The organism is Neisseria sp. HMSC069H12 (genome assembly GCF_001812735.1).
Classification (GTDB): Bacteria; Pseudomonadota; Gammaproteobacteria; order Burkholderiales; family Neisseriaceae; genus Neisseria; species Neisseria subflava.
This window is the reverse complement of the sequence record NZ_KV810299.1, coordinates 42,071-59,061: the sequence shown is the minus strand read 5'-3', so window position 1 is coordinate 59,061 and position 16,991 is coordinate 42,071. Positions and strand designations below refer to the sequence as shown.

20 protein-coding genes are annotated in these 16,991 nt (G+C 46.4%); 15 read left to right on the top strand and 5 right to left on the bottom strand.

Translation table 11 applies throughout. The features are described 5' to 3' along the window. Positions 1–6: 6 nt before the first annotated feature. Positions 7–849: a cell division protein gene (locus HMPREF2872_RS09820; protein ID WP_070633291.1), complete on the top strand. Its 843-nt coding sequence runs from the start codon at positions 7–9 to the stop codon at positions 847–849. A 393-nt stretch (positions 850–1,242) separates the two neighbouring features. On the opposite strand, the gene HMPREF2872_RS09815 is transcribed toward HMPREF2872_RS09820, so the two are convergent. Then, positions 1,243–1,770 (bottom strand): DUF4189 domain-containing protein, encoded by a 528-nt coding sequence (locus HMPREF2872_RS09815; RefSeq protein WP_070633289.1) that lies wholly within the window; start codon positions 1,768–1,770, stop codon positions 1,243–1,245. A 256-nt stretch (positions 1,771–2,026) separates the two neighbouring features. On the opposite strand from HMPREF2872_RS09815, the gene tldD reads away from it, so the two are divergent. The 6 genes from tldD to prmC all read left to right on the top strand — a co-directional run bounded on the left by tldD (position 2,027) and on the right by prmC (position 7,829). Then, positions 2,027–3,469: a metalloprotease TldD gene (gene tldD / locus HMPREF2872_RS09810; protein WP_070633287.1), complete on the top strand. Its 1,443-nt coding sequence runs from the start codon at positions 2,027–2,029 to the stop codon at positions 3,467–3,469. A 151-nt stretch (positions 3,470–3,620) separates the two neighbouring features. After that, a complete protein-coding gene (locus HMPREF2872_RS09805) occupies positions 3,621–4,280 on the top strand; it encodes an amino acid ABC transporter permease (protein WP_070633285.1) in 660 nt (219 codons plus the stop codon). Beyond that, a complete protein-coding gene (locus HMPREF2872_RS09800; RefSeq protein WP_070633283.1) occupies positions 4,270–4,938 on the top strand; it encodes an amino acid ABC transporter permease in 669 nt (222 codons plus the stop codon). Before HMPREF2872_RS09805 ends, HMPREF2872_RS09800 begins: the two co-directional genes overlap by 11 nt. 1 nt (position 4,939) lies before the next feature. Next, a complete protein-coding gene (locus HMPREF2872_RS09795) occupies positions 4,940–5,671 on the top strand; it encodes an amino acid ABC transporter ATP-binding protein (protein ID WP_070633282.1) in 732 nt (243 codons plus the stop codon). 75 nt (positions 5,672–5,746) lie between these two features. Next, positions 5,747–6,601 (top strand): amino acid ABC transporter substrate-binding protein, encoded by an 855-nt coding sequence (locus HMPREF2872_RS09790; RefSeq protein ID WP_070633280.1) that lies wholly within the window; start codon positions 5,747–5,749, stop codon positions 6,599–6,601. 415 nt (positions 6,602–7,016) lie between these two features. Continuing rightward, positions 7,017–7,829, top strand: coding sequence for a peptide chain release factor N(5)-glutamine methyltransferase (gene prmC / locus HMPREF2872_RS09785; RefSeq protein ID WP_070633278.1), 813 nt, complete (start codon positions 7,017–7,019; stop codon positions 7,827–7,829). A gap of 84 nt (positions 7,830–7,913) precedes the next feature. Here the strand turns inward: prmC and HMPREF2872_RS09780 are convergent, their stop codons facing one another. The 4 genes from HMPREF2872_RS09780 to HMPREF2872_RS09765 all read right to left on the bottom strand — a co-directional run bounded on the left by HMPREF2872_RS09780 (position 7,914) and on the right by HMPREF2872_RS09765 (position 11,826). Then, positions 7,914–8,708, bottom strand: coding sequence for a 3'-5' exonuclease (locus tag HMPREF2872_RS09780; RefSeq protein WP_039863832.1), 795 nt, complete (start codon positions 8,706–8,708; stop codon positions 7,914–7,916). A gap of 769 nt (positions 8,709–9,477) precedes the next feature. Further along, positions 9,478–10,362: a lipid A biosynthesis lauroyl acyltransferase gene (locus HMPREF2872_RS09775; RefSeq protein ID WP_283119019.1), complete on the bottom strand. Its 885-nt coding sequence runs from the start codon at positions 10,360–10,362 to the stop codon at positions 9,478–9,480. A gap of 78 nt (positions 10,363–10,440) precedes the next feature. After that, positions 10,441–10,986 carry a crossover junction endodeoxyribonuclease RuvC gene (ruvC, locus tag HMPREF2872_RS09770; RefSeq protein ID WP_070633274.1) on the bottom strand — a complete coding sequence of 182 codons (546 nt, stop codon included), beginning with the start codon at positions 10,984–10,986 and terminating at the stop codon, positions 10,441–10,443. 9 nt (positions 10,987–10,995) lie between these two features. Then, the gene (locus HMPREF2872_RS09765; protein ID WP_070633272.1) at positions 10,996–11,826 is read right to left on the bottom strand and encodes a carbon-nitrogen hydrolase family protein; all 831 of its coding nucleotides are present in this window, start codon (positions 11,824–11,826) and stop codon (positions 10,996–10,998) included. Positions 11,827–11,921: 95 nt separating this feature from the next. Between HMPREF2872_RS09765 and HMPREF2872_RS09760 the strand changes: the two genes are divergently transcribed. The 8 genes from HMPREF2872_RS09760 to HMPREF2872_RS09725 form a co-directional block, all read left to right on the top strand. Then, positions 11,922–12,221 carry a porin gene (locus HMPREF2872_RS09760; protein WP_070633270.1) on the top strand — a complete coding sequence of 100 codons (300 nt, stop codon included), beginning with the start codon at positions 11,922–11,924 and terminating at the stop codon, positions 12,219–12,221. 401 nt (positions 12,222–12,622) lie between these two features. After that, complete coding sequence (locus tag HMPREF2872_RS09755) at positions 12,623–13,081, top strand: hypothetical protein (RefSeq protein WP_070633268.1); 459 nt, start codon at positions 12,623–12,625, stop codon at positions 13,079–13,081. Between the two features lie 63 nt (positions 13,082–13,144). Further along, positions 13,145–13,666, top strand: coding sequence for an XAC2610-related protein (locus HMPREF2872_RS09750; protein ID WP_070633265.1), 522 nt, complete (start codon positions 13,145–13,147; stop codon positions 13,664–13,666). 76 nt (positions 13,667–13,742) lie between these two features. Beyond that, positions 13,743–14,144: a hypothetical protein gene (locus HMPREF2872_RS09745; protein WP_070633263.1), complete on the top strand. Its 402-nt coding sequence runs from the start codon at positions 13,743–13,745 to the stop codon at positions 14,142–14,144. A gap of 24 nt (positions 14,145–14,168) precedes the next feature. Then, on the top strand, positions 14,169–15,224 hold the full coding sequence (locus HMPREF2872_RS09740; RefSeq protein ID WP_070633261.1) for a hypothetical protein: 1,056 nt from the start codon (positions 14,169–14,171) through the stop codon (positions 15,222–15,224). Between the two features lie 42 nt (positions 15,225–15,266). Continuing rightward, on the top strand, positions 15,267–15,722 hold the full coding sequence (locus HMPREF2872_RS09735; RefSeq protein ID WP_070633259.1) for a DUF6636 domain-containing protein: 456 nt from the start codon (positions 15,267–15,269) through the stop codon (positions 15,720–15,722). Between the two features lie 38 nt (positions 15,723–15,760). After that, positions 15,761–16,579, top strand: coding sequence for a CHAP domain-containing protein (locus tag HMPREF2872_RS09730; RefSeq protein WP_070633256.1), 819 nt, complete (start codon positions 15,761–15,763; stop codon positions 16,577–16,579). A 67-nt stretch (positions 16,580–16,646) separates the two neighbouring features. Then, the coding region (locus tag HMPREF2872_RS09725) for a lytic enzyme (RefSeq protein WP_070633254.1) at positions 16,647–16,991 on the top strand (345 nt) is incomplete at its 3' end.

Here is a 16,991-nt window from a genome sequence, read left to right as displayed (position 1 = left end):
CGCATCATGAAATGGCTGTTTGCGGTCTTGGTCGCACTCAACATCATTGTTTTTGGCAGCATGGTTGCCTATCGGACACAACATAAAACCGCCAAACCCGAATCTGCCTTGGAAGGCAGTACACACGAATTATTACGCCCATCTTCTTTGGGCGCGCCCAAAGCCGAGCCTCAGCAGGCATCGCAACCCGATTGGGTGGTGGTTGAATCAGACGGCCTGATTATGGCCGAACCTGAATCAGAAGAAGCGGAAGCCTTGCGTAAAAAGCAAGAAGCGCAGCAGTTGAAAGAGAAAAAAGAAAAAATGCGCCGCGAGAAAGAGGCGCAAGAGCGTCGCGCCGCTGAAGAAGAGATGGGCGCGGCCGGCGTGGAACGCTTGTGTACCAGCAGCGCCACCGTGGTGATGGATGAAGACGATTACCACCGCATCAAAGGCTTGTTGGGCAAATGGCCTCATGCGGCCAGCCGCAGTATCGAAAAACGCAACGGCGCATCCGGTGGCGAGACTTCTTCCAAAACCTTCCGCGTGGTCTTGCCTGCCGACGGCGACACTTCCGCCCAGCTTGATGCCTTGGGCAGCCGAGGCTTTAGCGGCAGCATTCACAACGGCGAAATCAGCATTGACGTAACACGCAGCCGCTCTTCCGCCCAAGTTTTGATTTCACGCTTGTCCAGCGCAGGTTTCGGCGGCGCGCGCATTGTCGAACAGGAAGACAGAAGCGCACCCGATACCGGTTTGAGCGTGGCGCGCATGACTGTGGTCTTTATGGCGGTTGATGAGCGCGATGCCCAAGACATCAGAAACATTGTCGGCCGTTATGGCAAGTTGAACATGAAAACCTGCCGATAATCAGGTCTATTCGGTTTCAGACGGCCTGAGCAGCAGCCGGCCAAGCCTGATAAACCGAACGCCAAAAAACACGAAACCCACTGTATCGGCAGTGGGTTTCGTGTTTTTCGGTTTTGAGTATCTGATATAAAGGGGAACAGGTATGTTTCGTATATGCGCACTCCGAGTATCAAGAGATAATGGGAAAGAGGGGGATAAAATCTGTCGTTTAATGGCTCGGATTAGGACGTCTTCCGAGTGGTTTTGATTATACGCTAATAATAACTATTATCAATAGCAAAATTGAAAAAATAATGGATTTTGTTGTAATGCTTTGTTTTGTATGGAAATTAAATTGCGGTATCGGCTTTGCCGTGATTGAAAAGGCCGTCTGAACAACAGACGGCTTTGGGTCTATTCGAATTTAGGCAGAGAACAACCTTCAGGCATAACAATTTTGCATTCAGTCATTCCTTCATTCTTACAATTTAATAAAGCAGTCTTTTCTGCAGCTCCTTGTTCTGCAGCACCTCCTATGACTCTAGTTTGTTTATTCAGTTTTCCAGTAGCGGCAGCTACGCATCCGTTTCGAACCCAACTGAGTACTTTACAATGAATATTTTTATTTCCTGCACCGCATTGTTTAATCGCAGCTCTCTGTGCCTCAGCTTTTGAATTTTGATTTAATGCTCCACCTATATTCCCAGACCTTGCATCAAAAGCTAAAGCTCCAAATTTGGAAGGAACTTTTACATCATAATAAATAATTTTCTTAGGTTGTGTATGAGTATTTGATTGAGATGGAACATTATATAAAATTTGTCGGCCCGAGCTGTCGATAATACGACAGGTTCCAGTTGCAGGTTGGTATTCACCGCCACAGCCGTTGGCATAAACATTAAGGCTTGTCAGTCCTAGCAATACAACAAGTAACTTTTTCATTTTAATTCCAATCTATTTATTATTTGAATCTTTATCAGCCTGCGCTGCATCAATCATACGATGATTTGTTATCTTCTCTACGCGGCTGACGTTGAACTAGGGTAAGGCAAACATTTCAACCCTATATTTCAGACGGCCTTTTGATTTGTTTCAATCACTCATAAACCCAAGCAATCAACATATCCAAAGCCATATAAAATACCGTATAATCAAGGCCAAATTAACTTTGCCTGCTTGTCGGGCCGTCTGAAAAATTATGCAACAAACCTACGCCGCCGTACAGCGAGATTTGCTCGAAGCCAACCATCTTTCCCCTGATTTGCTCGCCCAAAGCCTGAGCATTATCGGCGCCAACCATGTCGATTATGCCGACATCTATTGTCAGCGTACTGCCTATGAAAGCTGGCATCTGGAAGAAGGCATCGTCAAATCGGGCAGCTTTCAAATCGATCAGGGCGTGGGCGTGCGTGCCGTTTCGGGCGATAAAACCGCTTTTGCCTACGCCGACAGCCTGTGTATCGATTCGATCAACCGCTCTGCCAAAGCCGTGCGCGTGATTGGTGCGGCCGGTGGCGAGGCCAGCGTCAAAGTGCCGACACCTGCCTACGGCAAGCCTGTCCACATGGCGATTGACCCTATTGCCAGCCTTGATTCCGCTGCCAAAGTCGCGCTGTTGAACAAAGTCGAAACGCTGGCCAAAGCCGCCGATCCGCGTATCGTGCAAGTGATGGCCGGTTTGACCTGCGAATACGACATGGTGTACATCGCCCGTCTGGACGGTAAACACGCTGCCGATATCCGCCCGATGGTGCGCATGAATGTAACCGTCATTGCCAAGCAGGGCGAGCGTCGCGAGCAGGGCAGCGCGGGTGGTGGCGGGCGTTATGATTTGGCGTATTTCGATGAAAACTTGGTGCATCGGTTTGTCGATGCCGCCGTCAAACAAGCCCTGACCAATCTTGAATCCCGTCCTGCGCCTGCCGGCGAGATGACCGTCGTTTTGGGCAACGGTTGGCCGGGCGTGTTGCTGCACGAAGCGGTCGGACATGGTTTGGAAGGCGATTTCAACCGCAAAGAAACCAGCGTTTTCTCCGGCCGAATCGGTGAGCGTGTGGCCGCCAAAGGCGTTACCGTTGTGGACCAAGGTGATATTGTCGACAGACGCGGTTCGCTCAATATCGACGACGAAGGCAACGAAACCCGCCGCACGGTATTGATTGAAGACGGTATTTTGGTCGGCTATATGCAAGACGAAACCAACGCCCGCCTGATGGGTACGCAATCGACCGGCAACGGCCGCCGCGAAAGTTACGCTTCTGCGCCTATGCCGCGCATGACCAATACCTTTATGGAAAACGGCGGCTATGAGCCGGAAGAAATCATCGCGTCCATCGATAAGGGCATTTACGCCGTCAACTTCGGCGGCGGACAAGTGGACATTACCAGCGGCAAGTTCGTATTCAGCGCATCCGAAGCGTGGTGGGTCGAAGGCGGCAGGCTGCAATATCCTGTCAAAGGTGCGACCATCATCGGCAACGGCCCCGAAGTGCTGAAACATGTTTCGATGATAGGCAACGATACCGCGTTGGACAGCGGTGTCGGCGTGTGCGGCAAAGAAGGGCAGAGCGTCCCCGTCGGCGTGGGGCAGCCGACTTTGCGTATCGATGCCGGGCTGACCGTCGGCGGCAGCGCAATCTGACGCGGAATCCAGTACGATGCCGTCTGAAAGTTTTTTCAGACGGCATCGCCTTATTCTTTTTTATGATGTTTGATATTCCCAAGAATTCTTTAACATTATCTTACAAGTTCATTAAAATACCGCCTTTCGTTAAGCTGATTGTCTGATTCTGATGAACTGGCCTTATCTGATCGATGCCATACCCAAATTCGCCAATGCGGCAAAGCTGACGCTGGAATTGTCCGTTTACGGCGTTGTTTTGTCGTTGCTGTTCGGCCTGCCCGTCGCCGTGGTAACGGCATACCGCATCCGCCCTTTCTACGCATTGGCACGCGCCTATATCGAACTGTCGCGCAATACGCCCCTGTTGATCCAGTTGTTTTTCCTGTATTACGGCCTGCCGAAAATGGGCATTAAATGGGACGGTTTCACCTGCGGCGTGATCGCACTGGTTTTCTTGGGCGCAAGCTATATGGCGGAAGCCGTCCGCGCCGGCATTTTGGCAGTGCCAAAAGGGCAGGTCGAGGCGGGCAAAGCCGTTGGTTTGAGCCGATTTCAAGTGTTCCGCTATGTCGAATTGCCGCAGGCTTGGGCGGTCGCTTTTCCGGCTATTGCCGCTAATATATTGTTTTTAATGAAAGAAACATCCGTTATTAGCGCGGTCGGTATTGCAGAATTGTTGTTTGTTACCAAAGATGTGATTGGTATGGACTATAAAACCAACGAGGCATTGTTCCTGCTGTTTGCCGCTTATCTGATTATCCTGCTGCCTGTTTCTTTGTTGGTGCGGCGATTGGAAAACCGCATACGGAGGGCGAAATATGGCGTTTGACTGGCTTTTTGAAGGAAAAAATGCGGCACGTTTGGGCGAAGGCCTGCTCTTAACGGCACAAATTTCTTTAATCTCTGTTGCGGCTTCTTGCGTATTGGGGACGTTGTTCGGCCTGGTTTTGCGTTCGCGCAACCGGCTTGTCCGCCTTATCGGACGGTTTTATCTCGAAACCATCCGCATCGTGCCGATTTTGGTGTGGCTGTTCGGCCTGTATTTCGGTTTGTCCGTGTGGACGGGCATACACATCGGCGGATTTTGGGTTTGCGTTTGGGTTTTTACGCTTTGGGGCATCGCCGAAATGGGCGATTTGGTGCGCGGCGCATTGGAATCGATTGAAAAACATCAAGTCGAATCGGGCTTGGCACTGGGTTTGAGCCGTCGTCAAGTGTTCCGCTACATCGAATTGCCGCAAAGTGTCCGCCGTGCTTTGCCGGGGACGGTTAATTTGTTTACGCGAATGATTAAAACCAGTTCGCTCGCCTCGCTTATCGGCGTGATTGAAGTGGTCAAAGTGGGGCAACAAATTATTGAAAACTCTCTGCTGACGCAGCCCAATGCCTCATTTTGGGTTTATGGCCTGATTTTTATGCTGTATTTTTTATGCTGTTGGCCGCTGTCGCTGTTGGCGGCAAAGCTGGAACAAAAATGGGAACACTGATATGGCTTTATTGAGTATCCGCAAGCTGCACAAACAATACGGCAGCGTAACCGCCATTCAATCCTTAGATTTGGACTTGGAAAAAGGCGAAGTGATTGTGTTATTGGGTCCGTCCGGCTGCGGCAAATCCACCCTCCTGCGCTGCGTCAACGGTTTGGAGCCGCACCAAGGCGGCAGCATCGTGATGGACGGTGTTGGCGAATTCGGTAAAGACGTTTCCTGGCAAACCGCCCGGCAAAAAGTCGGCATGGTCTTTCAAAGCTATGAATTGTTTGCCCATATGACCGTCATCGAAAACATCCTCTTAGGCCCGGTAAAAGTACAAAACCGCAACCGCGCCGAAGCGGAAGCACAAGCCGACAAACTGTTGGAACGCGTCGGCCTGCTCGACCGCAAAAACGCCTACCCGCGCGAACTCTCCGGCGGCCAGAAACAACGCATCGCCATTGTCCGCGCCCTGTGCCTGAATCCGGAAGTCATCCTGCTGGACGAAATCACCGCCGCACTCGACCCCGAAATGGTGCGCGAAGTCTTGGAAGTGGTTTTAGAACTCGCCCATGAAGGCATGAGCATGCTCATCGTAACCCATGAAATGGGGTTTGCCCGCAAAGTTGCCGATCGCATCGTCTTCATGGACAAAGGCGGCATCGTCGAATCGTCCGACCCCGAAACCTTCTTCTCTTCCCCCAAAAGCGAACGCGTCCGCCAATTCTTGGCAGGCATGGACTACTGATTTTATTTTCAGGCCGTCCGAACCCTTTTTCAGACGGCCTCCACTTTCAACCAAACATTTGAAAAGGAAACACTCATGCAATTGAATGCCAAATTCAAAGCCCTCCTCGCCTCTGCCGCCATCGCCGTCGGCCTGACTGCTTGCGGAGGCGGCTCCGGCGATGCCCAATCTTCACAAAGCAGCGGCGCGGCGACCGTTGCCTCCATCAAAGAAAAAGGCGTGATCCGCATCGGCGTATTCGGCGACAAGCCCCCGTTCGGCTATGTTGACGCAAACGGCAAAAACCAAGGCTTTGACGTTGAAATCGCCAAAGACCTGGCCAAAGACCTGCTCGGCAGCCCAGACAAAGTCGAGTTCGTCCTGACCGAGGCTGCAAACCGCGTTGAATACGTCCGTTCCGGCAAAGTCGACCTCATCCTGGCCAACTTCACCAAAACCCCCGAACGCGCCGAAGCTGTCGATTTTGCCGACCCCTACATGAAAGTGGCGTTGGGCGTGGTTTCCCCCAAAGGCAAACCGATTACCGACGTGGCGCAATTGAAAGACCAAACCCTTCTGGTCAACAAAGGCACCACCGCCGATGCCTTCTTCACCAAAAGCCATCCTGAAGTCAAACTGCTGAAATTCGACCAAAATACCGAAACCTTCGACGCACTGAAAGACGGCCGCGGCGTAGCACTTGCCCACGACAACGCCCTGCTGTGGGCGTGGGCGAAAGAAAACCCGGATTTTGAAGTCGCCATCGGCAACCTCGGCCCTGCCGAATTTATCGCACCCGCCGTTCAAAAAGGCAACGCCGATCTCTTGAACTGGGTCAACGGCGAAATCGCCGCCATGAAAAAAGACGGCCGTCTGAAAGCCGCCTATGAAAAAACCCTGTTGCCCGTGTATGGCGAAAAAGTCAAACCGGAAGCATTGTTGGCCGAATAAGTTTGTTTAACAAGAAAATCCGTATCCGCATTTGAAGGCGGGTGCGGATTTTTTCAGCTGCCGCAAATATCGCAAATTCAAAGTAAAATCAACTATATCATTGTTTTTTATTTATTCCGTTGTTGCCGCTTGGAAGGGAATCCGCCCCGTTCGGTTTCGCTTGTTTTTGAATTTCGGGCAACTTTCAAATCGTCATTCCCGAAAATCGCTTCAGCCTTATGTTTCCGGATGACCGCTTTCGCGGAATGACGGCGGAGCGTTTCTGTTATTCGGATAAATTCCTACGGTATCGAAATGGCGATAAGGTGTTTTTCTTTATTATATAATTCCAAAGCGAAAATGATATTTTTTGAACAAGCGTGCCGCAAAGCCGGAAAAAATGTTCGAGCCGCATCGGCGGCAGACAGGATAAAAAATGATGTTTGACGAATGGTTGGGCTTGTCAAAACTACCTAAAAATGAAGCAAGAATGCTGCTGAAATATGCTTCGGGATATACGCGCGTGCAGTTGTTGACACGGGGCGGGGAAGAAATTCCGGACGAAGTCCGGCAGCGGGCGGACAGGCTGGCGCAACGCCGTCTGAGCGGCGAGCCGATGGCCTATATTTTGGGTGTGCGTGAGTTTTACGGACGACGCTTTGCCGTCAATCCCCATGTACTGATTCCACGCCCTGAAACCGAGCATTTGGTGGAAGCCGTACTCAAACGCTTGCCGCCGCAAGGCCGTGTGTGGGATTTGGGAACGGGCAGCGGCGCCATTGCCGTGACCGTCGCGCTTGAACGCGTTGATGCCGATGTTCGCGCATCCGACATCAGCACCGGTGCTTTGGATACCGCCCGTCAAAATGCGGCCGAATTGGGCGCAAAAGTCGAGTTTGCGCAGGGTTCGTGGTTTGATACCGACAGGCCGTCTGAAGGCAGATACGATGTGATTGTTTCCAATCCGCCGTATATAGAGGATGGCGATGAACATTTATCGCAAGGCGATTTGAGGTTTGAACCGCCAAACGCGTTGACCGACTTTTCAGACGGCCTCAGCCATATCCGCCACATTACCCAAGAAGCCCCCAAATACCTGAAAGCCAACGGCTGGCTGCTGTTTGAACATGGCTATGACCAAGGCGAAGCAGTGCGGAACATTATGCTGAAGAACGGTTTTGTCGAAGTGGCAACCGAACAGGATTTGGCTGGATTGGACAGGGTCACGCTGGGGCGTTTGCCTGCTTAGCGGGCATGATTTGTCGGAATATAAAAAAGGGCGTGTCGATCACGCCCTTTGGGTTTTCTGGTTTGTCTGTTCAGACGGCCTGGTTTAACGCCAAGCAGCGACGAACTCCGCCCAATGTTGTTTTTCTTCGGCTTGTGCGGCCAGATAATGTTTGATGCGTTTGATTTCGACTTCGTATTCGTCGGCATCGAGCGCGCCGCTCATCATGCGAAAGCGCATGTACATCAGGTAGGTATTGGCGGCATCGGTTTCGCAATAATCGCGGATGTCTTTCAGACGGCCTGCATGATAAGCATCCCAAACCTTGCTGCCGTCCATGCCCAGTTTGCCGGGGAAGCCGCAGAGTTTGGCCATATCGTCTAAAGGCACGCTGGCGCGCGGTTGGTAGAGGGCGAGCAAATCCATTAGGTCGCAATGGCGGGTGTGGTAGCGGCTGATGTAGTTGTTCCACTTAAAGTCGCGGCTGTCGCCAAAATCGCCGTCGCCCATGTCCCAATAGCGGGCGGCGCTGATGCCGTGTATCAGGGCGCGGTAGTGGAGGACGGGCAGGTCGAAACCGCCGCCGTTCCAGCTGACGAGTTGCGGCGTATAGTTTTCGATGACCTCGAAGAACTTGGCAATCATGACTTCTTCGCTGTCTTCGGGATCGCCGATGGTGCTGACGCGGATTTTGTCTTGCCCCCAGCGCATACAGCAGGAGATGGCGACGACTTGGTGCAGATGGTGTTGCATAAAGTCGCTGCCGGTTTTGGCGCGGCGTTGCTGTTGGGCAAACAGGACGACTTCGTTGTCGGGCAAATCGGCTGGCAAATCGTAAAGCTGGCGGATGCCGTTTACGTCGGGAATGGTTTCGATGTCGAAGGCGAGTATCGGAGTCATGGCGTGATCGGGTTGGATAAGGGATGATGTCATTGTGGCATGACGGCGCAGATAAAAAAAGAGGCAATCCCCCACAGGATTGCCCCAATACCTCAAATCAGAGATTTACGCTTCACAAACAATACAGGCTTTCACCTGCGGCTTTACAGATGCAGCTCAACTCTGCATCAGTAAACTTTCATTTCGGGTATTGCACCGAAATCCTCTAAGATACCGCAATTTCTTGCAATATCAGAAAATGCTTACAAAAGTATCTAAAACCGGCGAGGCCGTCTGAGCGTTTTGTAATTTGATGTAGTGAAATTTACGCGAATTTTTACAGTTTGCCAAGTATTTTTTTCTGAAGGTCTGTTTCAGTATAAATTTCAGCCTTTGTCATATTTTTACAATTATATTTCATAATTATTCAAAAGTTAGATATTTATTTTATTTTTTTAAATTTTAATTTAATTTTATTTCATATTTTGAATAATTAAAATGTATTTTTTAGATGAACTATTTTGCAATATGTTGTTTTTAAAAGAAATTAAATTTAATATGTAAATGAAAAGAGTGTACTGGGCCCGATGTTTTCCATTTGAGAAAAAATATAGGGTTGTTTGAAAGTTTCAATCGCGATGAAAAAAGTTGTTTTTAAAGCATTTAAAGCGGAATATTATTTGATTGTTTAAACTCAAACATGAGTTTCGGTTTGATTCGATTAAAATGAAAAAGCGGCGAAAGAAAGATTTCGCCGCTTTTTGCATATTTAAATTGTAATTTAATGTAGTCAATAAAAGCTGTTTTCGCCTTCGGGACGGGTTTTGAAGCGTTTGTGCAGCCAGAAATATTGTTCGGGATGTTCGCGTACCCGCTCTTCGATGAAGTCGTTCATGCGTTGGGTGTCGGCTTCGACATTTTCAGTCGGGAAATTGTCCCAAGCCGGATAGAAGCGCAGGGTTACGGTATTGTCGGCTTCACGCGTGGGAATGGCGGGAATGATTTTTGCTTTGGTCATGCCGGCGATACGGCTGAGTCCGGTAATTGTGGCCGTCTGAATGCCGAAGAAATTGACGAAAATGGAATCGTTGCGGCCGAAGTCTTGGTCGGGCAGATAAAGAAAGGGCGCATCGCTTTTGCGCAGGTGTTTGATGATGGCGCGCAGGCCTTCTGTGCGGCCGATCAGAAAAACATTGTTGTAGCGGTGGCGGCCTTTCAGGATTTGCTCGTCCAGGGCTTTGTTTTTTTGGTGCGAATACATGCTGGTCAGCGGCACATCCTGATTGAGCGTGTAAACCGCCATTTCAAATGCGGTAAAGTGCGGATAGAGGATGATGACTTTTTCGTCGGCGGCGAGGGCTTGGTCAAAATGGTGTTTGTCTTGATAGCGTACCAACGAGCGCAGCTTATCCGCAGGCGCGTACCAGTAGAGGCCGTATTCGAGCATCAGCTTGGCCATGTGTTGGAAATGGCGTTTGAGCAGGGCGGTGCGCTGGCTGTCGTTTAGCTCGGGAAAGCATTTTTTGAGGTTTACTTCGCCGACTTTGCGGCGCGGTTTGACTGCGTAATAGGCGAGAATGCCGATTGCGTCGGCAATCTTGTGCAACACGCAAAAAGGCAGCAGGCGGATGAGGTAGAGAAAAAGGAAGGCGGCTTTCATTAAGGCTCGCTGTATGTGGGCAAAGGGCTATTATAACCGAAAGGCCGTCTGAAAACGGGCTGGAACACGATTTCAGACGGCCTGAATGTCGGCTTACCATTGGAAACGGCCGCGTTTGACCTGCAGGCCGTCGAAATTGAGTTGCGAAGCCAATCCGTGATTGCGCAGGGCATGGGTGAGGGCGACGGCGAGTCCGTCGGCGGCATCGGCTTGCGGCGTGCCGGAAAGAGCGAGCATTTGGACAACCATATGCTGCACCTGCTCTTTGGCGGCCTTGCCCTTACCAACCACAGCCTGCTTGACCTGAAGCGCGGTGTATTCAAATACGGGCAAGTCGTGCATGACCAAAGCGGCAATCGCTGCACCGCGCGCCTGACCGAGCATTAACGTCGCGGCCGGATTGACGTTGACGAAGACTTGCTCGATGGCCGCCTGATGAGGCTGATAGTGGCGGATGATTTCGTCGATATGGCGGACAATCACGGCGATGCGTTCGGAAAGCGACGCGCCGGTCGGCGTTTTGATACAGCCGGAAGCAACATAATGATGTTCGCGGCCGTGGACATCAATCACGCCGAAGCCGGTCACGCGGCTGCCGGGGTCGATGCCGAGAATGCGTGTGGGTTGGAACTGGGACATAGTGCGTGTTTAAAGTAATCGGTGTTTCAGGGCAGGCAGGCGCGTGCGCACGCTTTGCAGGCGCGCAGTATCCAAATCGGCACAAATCACGCCTTCGCCTTCCGGCAACGTCGCCAACACATCGCCCCAAGGGTCGATAATCATACTGTGGCCGAATGTGCGGCGGCCGCTTTCATGCAGTCCGCCTTGTGCCGATGCGATGACGTAGCATTGGTTTTCCACTGCACGGGCGCGAAGCAGCAATTCCCAATGCGCCTTGCCGGTCGTGTGGGTAAACGCGGCAGGTAGCAGCAAAACATCAAACGGCTGCTGGGCGCGGAAAAACTCAGGAAAGCGCAAATCGTAGCAGACGCCGGCCGCCAGCGGAACATCGTCCACGCTCAGCTTCGGCACATCGCTTCCTGCCAGTATCGTATCGGCTTCGGCGTAGCGTTCGCCCAAACCGGAAAAGCCGAACAGGTGCATTTTGTGGTAAAGCCCGACTCGGTTGCCGTCGCGGTCATACACCAGCATCGTGTTCATCACCTTGCCAGCGTTTGGGCTTTGCAGCGGAACCGTGCCGCCAAACAACACCACGCCGCATTCCCTTGCCGTTTCGCTTAAGGCCGTCTGAAAACGGGTGTGGCAGGTTTCGCTAACTCGTCCATCGTCCAAAGGCTCGGCAAATGCCAGTTTGTCCGTATCGTTTTTGCCCATCAGCGGCCAATATTCGGGCAGCAACACCCAATCCGCCCCTTGTTCGGCCGCCTCGCGGACAAGGCGCTTCATGGTGGAAATATTGGTTTCGGGGTCGGTGGACGACACCATTTGCACAGCGGCGGCGCGTAAAGAGCGCATCATCAAAACTCCTGTCAGATTTTGCAAGAATTGTAACTTGTTTACGCACAAGGCCGATACAATCGGCACACAATTCCTCTTCAAAAAAAGGATAAACCATGAGCTTGAAACTTCTCCTCACTGCCGCACTTTTCACCGCCGCACTTGCCGCACACGCCGACGTACAGCTTTACGGCAGCATCAAAAGCGGCATCGAAACCTCGCAAACCCGTTTCGGCGGCCAAACATACAGCCGAACCGCCGTTGCCGACCAAGGCAGCCACATCGGTTTGCGCGGCTCGCATCCGATTGGAGGCGGAACGAATTTTATTTGGGAAGTCGAACAAGACACACCGGTCAGCAAAAGCGGCTCCATCCGCCAAGACTGGCGCGAACGTCGAGACAATTTTGGCCGTTAAAGGAAAGATTGGATAGTAAAGGCCGTCTGAAAAATCAGGATAACTGGTTTTCAGACGGCCTGTTTTTTATTTTTAGAATAATTATATAGTGTATTTTAACTTGCTGTTTTTATTGTTTTAAATGACGAGTTGTGGGAGCTTGCATATACCTTTTTTCGTATTAAAGGATACTTGAAAAATAGGTAGGATTAAAATCATCTATTCTATGAAATTTATAGAAGCATAATAAAATAGCGGTTGTTTTTAAATTTTATCTTTAAAATCTAATTGATAGTTATTTATTAGGACTAAGTTTTCAAAATGGTGCTAGAATATTGTGAGCAATAAAATGTAAATTTATAAGTTTTAAAAATAGGTATTGCAATAATGGGCTAAGCCATTACAAATTTAAGGAGTTTGACATGAAAAAAGCATTATTTCTTTCTATTTGCCTGTTAGGAACTGGTTCTTGTTTTGCTCAGGATTTTTCAACACTTTCTGTTTTTAAAGATACTATTAAGAAGTCAATCGATGAGAAAACATATACTCTATGCGATGTGGAAAAGTATGATCAGCTACATAAAATTGGAAATGAATGTTTGTATAGTTTATCTCTTAGTTTAGATAGTTCAATAGATAAAATATATAAAGAATTGCAAATTAAAAATAAAAAAAACAAATTAGTTGAAAAATTTCCTTCAAATTATTTTTCTGAATTAAGAAAAACATATTCTGCTTATGAAGATAAAGCTTGCTTTAATCCATTAAATGATATTACAGGGGGATTAAAAAATTCTTATGATGTAAAAGAGCTTGTTTGTAATGTGGAGCAGAAATTATTTCATATAAAAACATTAGAAAATTTTGATAAAAATATTTGATTTATATCTTAATTTAAGGTTATGATGTAATTTGAAAAAAATCACATTTCCCTAGGAGGAGCAATGCAATATAAAAAGCTATTCACAATTCCATTCATTGCACTTTCTTTATTTTCTACTGCGTGCGCCGTGCAAAGTGGAAACGTAGTTGGAAAAGAAAGTATTTATCCACCAGTAGCAAATTTTTCTTTTGAAATTAAGATAAAACCACTTTCTGATATGGATTATCAGGCTGTCATTACAAATAAAAAAACTAAAAAAATACAAATTATTGAAAGTATGTCACATCCCCCTCTAACTGCAGATCATTTGGTTCAAATACAAGACTTAAATAATGATGGGTACCCTGATATTATTTTAAAGGGTTTTCCTGTTGCAGCGTCAGCAATTAATGGTAATGAACTTTATATGTTCAATCCTGAAACTAAACAGTTTGAGGAAACTAAAGATATTACCCAGCTTGGTGAAATTCATGCTAGCGGAAAAAACTGTATTTACGTTGATTATCGGAAAAATTCAATGGAATACTCACAGGATCATTATTGCTGGCGTAATGGTAAATGGCATTTTATTGAAAATAGGTAAAATATTATGAATGATAAATTCGATCAAAATTGCTATATGAAATAGGGTAATTTATTACAAATTTAAGGAATTTAAAATGAAAAAAACATTATTTCTTTCTGTTTGCCTATTAGGGGCAGGTTCATGTTTTGCACAGGAAAATATAGAGCATAAAAAAGAAGTCTGTCCTAAAAGTGCGTTAGAAAATATTGAAAATGTTAGTTATGATTGCTTGGATGTTTGGGATAGCCGTTTAGAAAAAAAAATTGATGAAAAATATAAGATGATATACCGACGAGTAAAACAAAAAGATATGGCTCTACATGCTTTGCCTTCTTCTTATTTTATTAAAGTACGTAAAACATGGAATGCATATAGAGAACAACTTTGTTCTGATCCTACAAATAATACAGATCTAAAATCTGCATCTGATTGGTATATTCTTCAATGCCGAATTGAGCAATCGCAAGCTCATTTGAAAGTATTGGAGCGCTTCTAATTTGTTTTAAGAAAGGAATAAAGTATGGCAAAGAAAGCGAATCATGGCCTTCGTTTTACCGGTGGTGATCATTTAACCCCTAAAGATGGTTTTAAATATTATCTACATCAAGCTATGATGGTAAATGAATTGCGTGGGGGGTATGGTGCATATGAAATGTCTAATGCTGTAAATGGTTCTAGTGGTCCAAGCTTTGGTGGAATTCAATTTGATGTGGGATCTAATAAAAATGGCCAAAAGTTATTAGAAAAAATACTTCATCATGCCAAAGATAATGCAGGAAATTCTTTTTTATCAGAATCTGAGATGACGCAGCTTCATCGGATATACAAACCATTTAATGATGTCAAGACTAAGGAAGGAAAGATAGCAACTCGGGGAATGAGTGATGAAGATAAAGCATTCTACAAGCAAATCAAGCCCAAATTGGATGCTGCTCTATCATCCCCGACAGGAATAAAATTAATTAATGAAAACTATAATGAAAATTTAGATGATAAAATTTTAAAGGTAGAGGAAAAGATTAGTGATGTTAAAAATAAAGTAAATAGAGAATTTTTGAATAACAGCATGCAGGCAAAGGTCTTTATTGCGGATATTGGCAATCAATATGGTGCAAAAGTTAATGAGGCTCTTGTTAAGTTTATTGCACAAACAGAAAAAGACAATGGAGTCACTTTACCTGGAAATAGAACTGTAAAAGTGCATGGTCAGCTTGATATGGAAGATTTAAAAAATTTTCGTATGAGTACTGTATATGGAATCAAACACCCAGCAGATGCAAAACGTCGGGACGAAAACATCGAAAGAATCACAGCTCCAACTCGTCAGCAAGAACATTCCAAATCTTCTGAGGGTAATGACAGGCCAGCCGATAAACTTCAAGCTTTAATTCAAGGCTTTAAAAATGACAAAGATGGTACGTTCACAGCCAAAGCATTGGCTGACAATGCCGATGTGGTGGCAAATTTTAGAGATGAGTTGCGAGAGACCTTAAAACAAAATCAGGCTCAAGAAGTTGCTCAAAATACTCCGCAAGTTCAAGAAGAGCGCAGCTATGGCGGTCGATCGTTTAGTTAGGAAATATTTAATAACCTTAAAACCCTAAATAGGAGTCTTTGTATGCAGAAATTATTTATTCTAATATCATTAACTTTATCAGTTTCGGCTTGTGCTGTATCTCCAATGGAAGAAACTGAAGATGTGATAAATAGTGGATTATATAATATCGATTTTCGTGCCGGAAACGGTAAGATTTATTGCGGCGGTGATGCGAAAGTATCTGATTTGGCTCAGGGTGTATCATGTCTGACTGAAATTAAAGATAAACCTGTTTTACCACGCCCCAACGATTGCGAACTTGAATGGGGTGGAACATTCTTCTTAGGTAAAACCGGTAAGGCAGATATGGTTTGTCATAGTGACTTTCCTTTTAATCCCAAAGCCCGTATCTTGAAAAATGGAGAAACAGTTAAAGGAAATGGCTGGCAATGTACGGCTTCCGGTTCAGAAATAACTTGCATCAATCAAGATAAACATGGATTTAAGATTAGTCAGGAAGTGCAGAAGCTGTTTTAATACATCTTTAGGGATTTAATTTATTAAAGGAATGGTATATGGATACAAATAAGACTGGTAATCATAAGCAAGAAAATCAAAGAGACCAAGTTCGAGAACAGGTTATCAATGATTATATTGAAAATTTAAGGAAATATAATGGCTATACCGAAAAAGGTAAGGATAATACCATTTTTGGGGCTCATTATGGCATGCAAGGCCAATATTGGTGCGATATGTATGTTGATTATGTTATGGAAGATTCGTTTGGCAGGCGAAATGCTCAAAAAATGCTAGGTGGGTTTTCTGCAGGAACGGAACTTAGTAAAGCTAATTATCAAAAAATAGGTAATTGGCATGATGCAAAAGATTATGTTCCTCAAAAAGGCGATCAAATTTTCTTTCTTAACCCCACAAAAGATAAATCCAGGACGGTCAATCATACGGGAGTTGTTATTGACGTTGATTTGGAAAAAGGTATTGTTTATACAATTGAAGGTAATACTAGTGCTAAACCTGGAGATGGAAATGGAACAACAGTTAGGGAGAAACAATATCCTTTAGACAAAAATACAATAAAAGGGTATGGTACACCTGATTGGGATATTGAAATTGATAAACGAATTCAAGAAATAAATAAATCATCCACTGTAAACGAACTTTCTTCAAAGAATAAATTGCAAAATTTGATAAACGGCTTTAAAAATGACCAAGATGGTACGTTCACAGCCAAAGCATTGGCTGACAATGCCGATGTGGTGGCAAATTTTAGAGATGAGTTGCGAGAGACCTTAAAACAAAATCAGGCTCAAGAAGTTGCTCAAAATACTCCGCAAGTTCAAGAAGAGCGCAGCTATGGCGGTCGATCGTTTGGTTAAATCCTTCCCATATTTAAAGAATGCTGATGGCACGTTTTTTCCTTATTCTTTCAATAGATAGTTACGCATGAATAATAACGAACTTGAGCAAGCACATAATCTTTTGCTTGAAACCGCCGAGGTAATGACACAATTTAGGCAAAGTACCCATCAGATTGTCCAAAATCTTGAGGATAAATTGGATAAATCCCTTTACGATCAACGCAAGATGATTACAGAGATGGTACGTGCGGAAGTGACGAAAGAAATGTCAAATTCGGTGGCAGGTTATGTGCGAGATATGGAAAAGGCACGCAACCAAATGGCTGATCAAGTACGTGAATTCAATGTATACTTGAATAAGGTAAATGAAGAAAATCAGAAGATTTCTTCACGTTTGGTATGGATTATTTCGCTTGCAATGGCAACATTG